Source organism: Amycolatopsis sp., assembly GCF_025464955.1.
In the GTDB taxonomy this organism is placed as follows: Bacteria; Actinomycetota; Actinomycetes; order Mycobacteriales; family Pseudonocardiaceae; genus Amycolatopsis.
In genome coordinates, this window is record NZ_JAODNM010000102.1 from 1 (window position 1) to 8,857 (window position 8,857).

An 8,857-nucleotide genomic window follows, 5' to 3' on the forward strand; every position below is an offset into this window, starting at 1 on the left:
ATCGCCTGCGCCAGCTCCTCCAGGTTGCGGCCTTTCGCCTCGACCCCGTGCCGCCACCACACGGTGCCGGCGATCGCGCCGATCAGCCAGAATACGGCGAGCAGCACAAAGACCCAGACGACGCTGAACACCCCGGCGGCCGCGCCGAGCAGGACCTGCCCGATCACGGCCCCGATCCGGCCGACGCCGATGCTCACACCGATCCCGGTGGCCCGCAGGTGGGTTGGGAACAGCTCGGAGAACGTCGGATAGGCAGCGACCCACGCGCAAGTCGAGAAGAACGCAGCCACCGTGAATGCCGCCAAGACCACGGGGCGGCTCCGGTGGCCGCAGCACCCGCGACCACGAGCATGCTCGCCGCAGCAGCGACGTAGGAGAAGGTGACCGTGGGGCGGCGACCGATCCGGTCCAGCACGAACGACACAAGCACCCCGCCGAGCAGCGCGCCGACGTTAGCGATGAGGAAGTAGACCGGCAGGGCCGCGTCGCTGACCGCCACGACGCCGGTCGCGGACGAGAACACGACGATGCTCATGGCGGTGAACAGGCCGTAGTACCCGGCGGCTTCGGAGAAGTCCAGCGCCATGCCCAGGAAGAGCCGCGGCCGGTGCGCGGACCACAGTTCCCGCACCTTGCCGCGTTCCGCAGGGGCGAAGGCGAGGTAATAGCCGGTTTTGCTGGCGACGCCGGTGATCTCCGTGACCACCTGGTCGGCCTCGTCGAGTCGTCCGCGTGAGGCCAGCCAACGGGGCGACTCTGGCACGATGCGCCGCGCGAGCACCCCGTAGGCAGCGCTGACCACACCGAACAGCAGGGTGTAGCGCCAGCCCAGGCCGAGCGCGGTGATGACCACGATCGAGACGACGCTGGCGAGGATGCCTCCGACCGCCCAGAACGTCATCACCAGGCCGTTGCTCCTGCCCCGGTTGCGGGCGGGCATGAACTCGGAGATGGCCGAGGTGACTGCTGAGTACTCGCCGCCGACGCCGAGCCCGGTGAGCAGGCGGAACAGCAGGAAGAGCCCGTAGTTCGGTGCCGCGGACGAGGCGAGTGCGGCCAGCGAGTAGAGGATGAGCGTGGCAACGAACAGGCGCCGGCGCCCGATCCGGTCGGCGAGGTAGCCGAAGGCGAGCGCGCCGAACGCGATGCCGACGTACCAGACCACGTTGATGACCACCGCCTGCCCGGCGCCGAGGCTGAACTCCTTCTGGATGCCGGGGATCACCGAGCCGATGATCTGGACCTCGAAGGCGTCGAGCATCCAGCCGAGGCCGAGGGCGCAGGCGATGCGGGTGTGAATGGGCCGCCACGAAGCGGCGTCGAGGCGTTCCGCCACGGGGTGTCTCCTCCTCTGGGAGCCGCCGCATGCGAGCGCGATCGTCCGAAGAGGACCGTCATGCGGGTACGGCGACGTGATCGCGACCAACGATAGGCGCGCGCGGTGGCGGAAAACCCTTACGGAACAAAGATGTTCGTGTCCGTGCTGGCATTCGTCAGTGGGAGAACGTTACCGGTTACTTACGGACCCGCCGCGTGCGTTCTCTGTAGTGGCCGGTCGTGGCACGGTTGTCCCGTCGAGATCAACTACCTTCCGCAACGAACGGACGAAGGCCCAGTATGTCGAAACGCACTCTGCCCTCGTGGGCTCGTAAGGCGACGCGCCGCGGCGCGGTGGCCGGCGTATCGCTGCTCCTGACGCTCACCGGCGTGTCGACCGCCCAGGCGCAGGCCGGCGGGCACGACCTGACGCACGCAGCGGTCTTCACCCAGACCAACGGACTGCTCAGCAACCAGGTCGTCGCCTACTACCGCCAGGACGACGGCAGCCTCCTTGAGGCCGGGCGCTTCGCCACCGGCGGCACGGGCAAGACCGGTTCGACAGACGGCAAAGGCGCTCCGCTGCTGCCGATCGGCGTCGGGAACGGCCCGGGTGGGCTCCTCCAGGGCGCGAACTCGGTGGTGCTGGCCCAGACACCGGATGGCACGCCGCTGCTGTTCGTCACCAACGCGGGCAGCGGCGACCTTTCGGTCTTCCGGGTCGAACGGGACCGCCTGGTGCTCACCGACCGCGCATTGACCGGTGGTTTCAGTCCGATCAGCGTCACCGTGCACGGGAACCTGGTGTACGTGCTCAACCAGATCACCGCCACCATCAAGGGTTTCCGGGTGGACGACGCGGGCAAGCTGACCCCGGTGCCGGGCGCGCAGGAGCCCGTCGCCGGTGGCCTGCTCGGCAACGCAGCCGCGGTCGGGTTCGACAACACCGGAAGATCCCTCGTGGTGACCGAGCGGTCGTTCATTGGGCTCAACGCCAACTCCGCCGTCGACGTGTACGACGTTGGCCAGGACGGCGTCGCCTCGGCGCCGCGACGGCTGCCCTCCCCGGGCGCGGAGCCGTTCGGCTTCACCTTCGACCGGGCCAACCACTTGCTGGTGACCGAGGGGCATTACGAGGAGCCGCACCAGGGCACCATGTCGACCTACGACCTGGCCGGCGACCGCGACCTGAAGGTGCTCACCCGCGCGCAGCCGGATGAGGGCTGGGACACCTGCTGGGTGGTCGCCACCGAGGACGGCAAGTACGCCTTCACCCAGTCCACCGTGGACAGTGCGATCCAGAGCAAGCGGATCAACCCGGACGGCACGGTGACGGTGATCAACCCGGCCGCCGCCTTCAGCAGTGACGTGCCTGGCCTCCTTGGCGGGTTCGACCTCGCACTGAGCAAGGGCAGCAAGTACCTCTACGCGCTCAACCAGCTCGGCACCGTCAGCGCCTACGAGATCGGCACGGACGCCTCGCTGAAGCTGGTCGACCGCGAGCGCGGCATTCTGCCGTTCCCGGTCGGTCTGGCCGCCAGCTGACCCAGTTCCCGCGCGTGGCGCGGTCGTGAGCCGAGCCGCGCGTCCGTCAGGAAAAGGAGACACCGTGGGCAAGCCGCTCATGATCGGGGCCGTCGCGTATACGGCCAACGTCGTGGAGATCTGGGAAGGCATTCGCGACTATTTCGCCGGTACCGAGTCCGAAATGGACTTCGTGCTGTACTCCAACTACGGCCGCCAGGTCGAGAGCCTGCTCGCTGGGCACGTCGACATCGCCTGGAACACCAACCTGGCCTGGGCCCGCACGACCGCCCAGACCGTCGGCGAGTGCCGGGCACTCGCGATGCGCGACACCGATGCCGCATTCCGCACCCACTTCGTGGTGCGCAAGGGTGGCGGCTCCGGCGAGCTGGAGAAGCTGCGCGGGCGCCGGATCGCACTCGGCTCGCGGGACTCGGCGCAGGCTGCCATCCTGCCGCTGCACTACCTGCAGCAGGCCGGGCTCGCCGAGTCCGATGTGGACCTGATGCGGATCAATTCCGACGTCGGCAAGCACGGCGACACCGGCCGCAGCGAGTACGACGCTCTGCGTGCGGTGCTCGACGACCAGGCCGACGTCGCCGCACTCGGCTCCAACACGTGGGCGGCGATGAACCGCGAGGGCGCACTGGCCGATTCATTCGACCTGTACTGGACTTCGCCGGAGTACTCGCACTGCAACTTCACCGCGTTGTCCGCTCTGAGCGAGGAGCGCGCCGAGCCGTGGGTGCAGCGGCTGCTGGCGATGGATTGGGACAACCCGGAGCATCGGCCCATCTTGGAGATGGAGGGCCTGCGCAGGTGGGTGCTGCCGAAGCTGGCGGGCTACGACTCGCTGTTCGAGGCCATCCGGCTGCAGAACATCCCGCCGACGTGGTGAACCCGTCGTCGCCGAAGCTGGATCCGCGGCTGGTGATCGAGCTGCACCAGCGGCTCGGCGAGGCGGCGCGGGGTGCGGTGGTCACCGTGTCCCCGCCGCCCGGCGGGCTCCGGGGCTCCCAGCTTCCGGTCCTGCGGGCGTGGTGTGGTGCTGCAGGGCACGTGGTATTGGAGCTCTCACCGAACCGGATCCGTGTCCGACGGGGCCCGGTGGCCGACCCGTTTGCCGACATCCCCGGTGAACAGCGACCTGGGACGCGGGTGTGGCTGTACACCAATTTCGACTGTAACCTGGCCTGCGACTACTGCTGTGTGCGATCGTCGCCGCAGACTCCGCGCGCGGCGCTGGGCACCGAGCGGGTCGCCCAGGTGGCTCGGGAGGCGGCCGCGGCAGGGGTGGAGCAGCTCATCCTCACTGGCGGCGAACCGTTCCTGCTCAACGACATCGCCGAGCTGGCCAACGCCTGCACCCAGCAGCTGCCCACCCTGCTGCTCACCAACGGGATGCTGTTCCGGGGCGTCCGGCTGGACCGCCTGCGCACGATGGACCGCGCGAGGTTGACGTTGCAGATCAGCCTCGACTCGGCGACCGCGGAGCTGCACGACAGCCACCGCGGCCACAGGTCTTGGGACCGCGCCGTCGCCGGCATTCGGCTCGCGAAGGAGGAGGGGTTCCGGGTCCGCGTCGCGGCCACCATCCCGTCCGAGCGGTTGGAAGAGGCCCGCACCCTGCGCCGTTTCCTGGACGGTTTGGGGATCCCGCGCTCCGACCAGATCGTGCGCACGTTGGCCCACCGGGGTTTCGCGGAGGAGGGGGTCGAGCTGTCCGTCGCGTCGGTGATCCCGGAAGTGACGGTGACGGCTTCGGGAATCTACTGGCACCCGGTCGGCGCGACGGACCCGGATTTCCTGGTGACGCCGGAGATCTTCCCGCTGCACCAGGCGATCACCCTGGTCCGCGACCGCTTCGTGGAGATCCGCGCCCAAGCGGACACGGCGGCGGCGCACTTCCCCTGCGCATGAAGGGACTGGTCGTGGCGGTGTCACGCGGGCTCGCCACGACCAGTTCCGCGCCGGGTCGAATGCCCGTCGTACGCCGGATGCACGAGCAGCCGCACGGGAGACGCGTCGGGTTCCAGGTCATGAAGATTGCATTGCGGCTCATCGAGATTCTCGAAGTGTTCGATTTCGCGCAATGTTGTTCATTCCACCACGCAACTGACCGGCGTCCCCACTATGACGCGGAATGCCGGGGACTGCGCCGTCCGGATGCACTTAATACACTCGAAAGATCTGGCACGGTCGCAACGCCGACAGCCTCAGAGCAGCTGTCGGTCGGCCAATGATTACGGTCTGAGGAACCAGTCCTGTTTGGGCGTGCGGGCGAACCTCTCGACCACCTACGGTAAGCATCGTCGGCCACGGGCCGGCCTTCGCCCACCAACAAGGAGAGGCTGGATAGACGATGGCCGATACGGTCAGCACCACCGAGCAGGCGCCTGGTACGCACCGCGTAATGGCCGGCGCTTTCACCGTGCTAAGGATCTTCACGGGCCTGGTCTGGCTCACCAACGGTCTGGCGAAGGTCATCGACAAGACGAATTACGACTGGGGTTTTATCTCCTTCAACCTGGTCAGTAGGACAGTGGCCCGGGGTATCGCGGCGGATGCGTCGTCGAAGACCTATTTTACGCCCCTCGGTGCGTTCTACCGTGACGTGGTGCTGCCGAATTGGGGCTTCTTCGGCGTCTTCCTCACGATCGCGGAACTCGCCGTCGGAATCGGGCTACTGTTCGGCATCGCCTCCCGGCTCGCGGCGGTGGGTGGTCTGCTGCTCCTCGTGCCGATCTGGCTGATGTTGCTGCACACAGGCCTGTATCTCTGGGAGTACCCCGCGGAGGACCTGCTCCCGCTCCTCCTGCTGGCGATCGTCCCCACCGGACGTTTGTTCGGCGCCGACAAAGTCCTCGCTCCTCGTTTCGGCCACCACTGGCCGTTCTGAGATCTGCCCGCGTCGCCTCCTGCGCGGGCTCGGCGAGCTGCGGCGAGACAGTCGTATGTGGACATTGTCGACGTTTGGCGCGTCGTGCGGTAGTGACTGCTCCGCCGGTACGGGCCACACCGATCGTGCCAGGATTTCTCCAGGCAGAGACAGGAAAGAGAGTGCTGGTCCATGCGTGACCTGGTCGCGGGTGCGCTCGTGGGATTGCTTTGCGCGGTGCCTGTGATGGCTGTACAAGAGACTTTCCTCGGCTGGTACAGCCCTTATGGCGCGGTGGCGGGGTTGGCTGTGGCCGCGGTGACCAGGCACCATCGCAAGAATGCGGCCGTGGCCGCGTCTGGCGGCCTGCTCATCGGGGTGCTGGGCTGGCTACTGGTCCCGCTCACTGTGACACCTTTGGCGCACGGACACTTTCCCACGTGGTCGGTCGATGCCATCGTGGAGGCTTACCCGTATCTGGTCGCGGACGTGCTGCATGGCGGGCTGGCAGGTCTGGTGTTGAGCTTCGTCTCGGTCGCTCGGCACTTGCAGGAAAGACCAGAACCCACACGAATCGTCATCGTGGGAGGGGGATTCGGGGGCGTGAGCGCGGCCCAGCGGCTGGAACGGCTCGCGGTGCGGGGTGCGCCGATCGACGTGACGTTGATCAGTGACTCCAATTTCCTGCTGTTCACGCCGATGCTGGCGGAGGCGGCGTCTGGGGCGCTTGCCGCGACGCACATCAGCGCGCCGGTCCGCTCGGCCCTCTCGCACACCCGTTTTCGCAACGGCAGGGTGCTGAAGTTCGACACCGGGGCCGGCACGGTCCAGGTACGGGACGAGCTGATTCCGTACGACCATCTGGTACTGGCCGTCGGATCGGTGCCGCATTCATTCAACCTGCCCGGAGTGGCCGAACACGCCTGGACGCTCAAGACCCTCACGGACGCGACCCGGCTGCGCAACCACGTGCTCGCGCTGCTGGAACGGGCCGACGGCGAGCCCCGTTCCGATCGGCGCAAACAGATACTGACGTTCGTGGTCGCCGGGGCGGGATTCGCGGGAACCGAACTGATCGCGGAGTTGTTCGATCTAGTGCACCGCGTGCGGCACTACTTCCCGGGCATCGGGGCAGACGAATCCAGCTTCGTCCTCGTCCATCCCGGACAGCAGATCCTCCCGGAGATGTCGGCGGAGCTGGCAGAGTACGCGCTGGAGCGCTTACAGGCCAGGGGGATCGAGTGCCGCTTGGGAGCCCGGGTCGCGGAGGCAACGCCCGAGTGGGTGCGCCTGACCAACGGCGACCAGGTGTGGACCAGCACGTTCGTCTGGACCGCGGGCAACCGCCCCGGCGAGCTCGTGGGCGCGAAGGCGCTGGAAACGGATTCTCGGCTGCGGGTGGTCGGTTTGGACAACGTGTGGGCTGTCGGCGACTGTGCGAGGGTGCCCGATCCGGACGGCGGCCACTACCCACCGACCGCGCAGCACGCGCTTCGGCAGGGGAAGGTGGTCGCGGAGAACATCACGGCGGTGTTGCGCGGACGTGAACCGGTGGCGTTCCATTTCCGCACGATCGGTCTGCTCGTCGCGCTCGGGCATCGCACGGCGGTGGCCGACGTGCGCGGTTACCGTTTCTCCGGGTTAGCCGCCTGGTTGTTGTGGCGCGGCGTCTATCTGGCGAAGCTGCCCGGGATGGACAAACGGCTGAGGGTGTTGTTCGACTGGACGCTGGACCTGCTGTTCCCGCGAGACATCGTGGTCACCCGCACCGACGAGGTCAATCGGTGAAGCCGGCGATCCGCGGAGCCGTCGCGGGGTTTGTGGGAGGACTGGTCTTCGGCGCCTCGATGGCCTTCTACGGCATGCTGCCGACGGTCGCCTCCATCGTTCGGACCGGCTCCCCTGTCGTCGGGTTCCTCGTCCACATGGTGTTCGCCGTGGTCATCGGAGCCGGATTCGGGGTGCTCGCGGACCGGCATCGGCAGATCGTGTCGTGGGGGTTGCTCTACGGCGCTTTCTGGTGGTTCCTCGGGCCGTTGACGTTGCTGCCGCTGTTTCAGGGCGGGGCCGTGACCTGGACCCTGAGCGCCGCGCAGGCTCTGCTGCCCAGCCTGATCGGCCATCTGTCTTACGGCATGACGGTTGCGCTGGCCTACCTGCTCCTGCGCGGCGAGCGGCCATCATCGTGGCCGCGTCCTGCGATGCTCGCACGAGGTCTTGTCGCCGGGGCGCTCGCAGGCGGGCTCAGCTTGCATGGTCTCGGCTTTCTGCTCGGTGCGGCGGCGGGGATCCTGTATCCATTGGTGTTCCCCGCTCCGGAGAGCAGCGGCCCGGCGCTCGTGCGAGGAAGCAGCTATGGGTTCATGTGGTGGGTCTTCTTCCGGCTGACGGGCGAACCATTGCTGCACGGCGAGCTGGACTGGGCACACCCTCCGGTCGACCAATTTCCCGGCTATCTGCTGCTGGGCGCCCTCACCGCCGTGCTCTACACGTGGCTGGGCACGCTGTCCCGCGGACTGTTCGTCGACGACGTCCGGATGTTCCCGGTCGAAGCTCCGGGTACCCGCGCGTTCCGGGCGATCCGGTCCGGAGCAGTGGCCGGACTGGTAGGGGGAACGCTCTTCACCGCTGTGATGGTCGCGGTCGGAGTGCTTCCGACGGTCGCGAGGATGGTCGGTTCGACCAACGCGGTCGTCGGGCTTATCGTGCATCTGATCATCGCCCAGCTCATCGGTGTGTCGTACGCGGTGTTGTTCCGGCGGAAGAGTTTCGACTTCGTTTCGGGGATCGGGTGGGGCCTGTGTTACGGGTTCTTCTGGTGGGTCCTGGGCGATCTCACCCTGCTGCCGTTGTTCACCGGAAGCTCGGTGCGGTGGGACGCCGGCGCGCTTGCCTCGGGGCTGCCGTCTCTGGTCGGGCACCTGGCCTATGGTGCCGCGCTGGGCGCGGTCTACTTTCGACTGGAGGCCCGGACCAACCCGTGGTGGATGACCCGCAGCGAGGCGGAGACGGCCAGGGTGGAAGCGCGACGGGACCAGACGCTGGGCTCCGCGCCTGCGCTGTGGGCGCTGACCGTATTCGTGGCACTGACCGTTCCGGTGTTGATTTTCGCCTGACACGAGCGACAGGGAGCAGGGG

8 protein-coding genes are annotated in these 8,857 nt (G+C 67.6%); 6 read left to right on the top strand and 2 right to left on the bottom strand.

Annotated features, from left to right (window positions below):
- A partial coding sequence (locus JWQ81_RS24135; protein ID WP_366942332.1) for an MFS transporter occupies positions 1–311 on the bottom strand: 311 nt, incomplete at its 3' end.
- Positions 194–1,336, bottom strand: a complete 1,143-nt coding sequence (locus JWQ81_RS24140) for an MFS transporter (protein ID WP_297544803.1) — start codon at positions 1,334–1,336, stop codon at positions 194–196. The genes JWQ81_RS24140 and JWQ81_RS24135, both read right to left, overlap by 118 nt.
- A 281-nt stretch (positions 1,337–1,617) precedes the next feature.
- Here JWQ81_RS24140 and JWQ81_RS24145 point away from each other — a divergent pair, with 281 nt between their 5' ends.
- The 6 genes from JWQ81_RS24145 to JWQ81_RS24170 all read left to right on the top strand — a co-directional run bounded on the left by JWQ81_RS24145 (position 1,618) and on the right by JWQ81_RS24170 (position 8,835).
- Positions 1,618–2,862, top strand: coding sequence for a hypothetical protein (locus JWQ81_RS24145; protein WP_297544805.1), 1,245 nt, complete (start codon positions 1,618–1,620; stop codon positions 2,860–2,862).
- A 64-nt stretch (positions 2,863–2,926) separates the two neighbouring features.
- Positions 2,927–3,739, top strand: coding sequence for a PhnD/SsuA/transferrin family substrate-binding protein (locus JWQ81_RS24150; protein WP_297544807.1), 813 nt, complete (start codon positions 2,927–2,929; stop codon positions 3,737–3,739).
- Positions 3,733–4,761, top strand: a complete 1,029-nt coding sequence (locus tag JWQ81_RS24155) for a radical SAM protein (RefSeq protein ID WP_297544809.1) — start codon at positions 3,733–3,735, stop codon at positions 4,759–4,761. The genes JWQ81_RS24150 and JWQ81_RS24155 overlap by 7 nt, the downstream gene beginning before the upstream one ends.
- A 442-nt stretch (positions 4,762–5,203) precedes the next feature.
- Entirely contained in the window at positions 5,204–5,740 is a 537-nt protein-coding gene (locus JWQ81_RS24160) for a DoxX family membrane protein (protein WP_297544811.1), read from the top strand.
- Positions 5,741–5,965: 225 nt separating this feature from the next.
- Positions 5,966–7,507, top strand: coding sequence for an NAD(P)/FAD-dependent oxidoreductase (locus tag JWQ81_RS24165; protein ID WP_297544813.1), 1,542 nt, complete (start codon positions 5,966–5,968; stop codon positions 7,505–7,507).
- Complete coding sequence (locus JWQ81_RS24170) at positions 7,504–8,835, top strand: hypothetical protein (protein WP_297544815.1); 1,332 nt, start codon at positions 7,504–7,506, stop codon at positions 8,833–8,835. The genes JWQ81_RS24165 and JWQ81_RS24170 overlap by 4 nt, the downstream gene beginning before the upstream one ends.
- The last annotated feature ends 22 nt before the right edge of the window (positions 8,836–8,857 follow it).

Excerpts from the sequence above, each read along its gene's own strand:
- JWQ81_RS24145 (WP_297544805.1), top strand. The coding sequence starts at position 1,618 with ATGTCGAAACGCACTCTGCCCTCGTGGGCTCGTAAGGCGACGCGCCGC.
- JWQ81_RS24160 (WP_297544811.1), top strand. The coding sequence starts at position 5,204 with ATGGCCGATACGGTCAGCACCACCGAGCAGGCGCCTGGTACGCACCGC.
- JWQ81_RS24165 (WP_297544813.1), top strand. The coding sequence starts at position 5,966 with ATGGCTGTACAAGAGACTTTCCTCGGCTGGTACAGCCCTTATGGCGCG.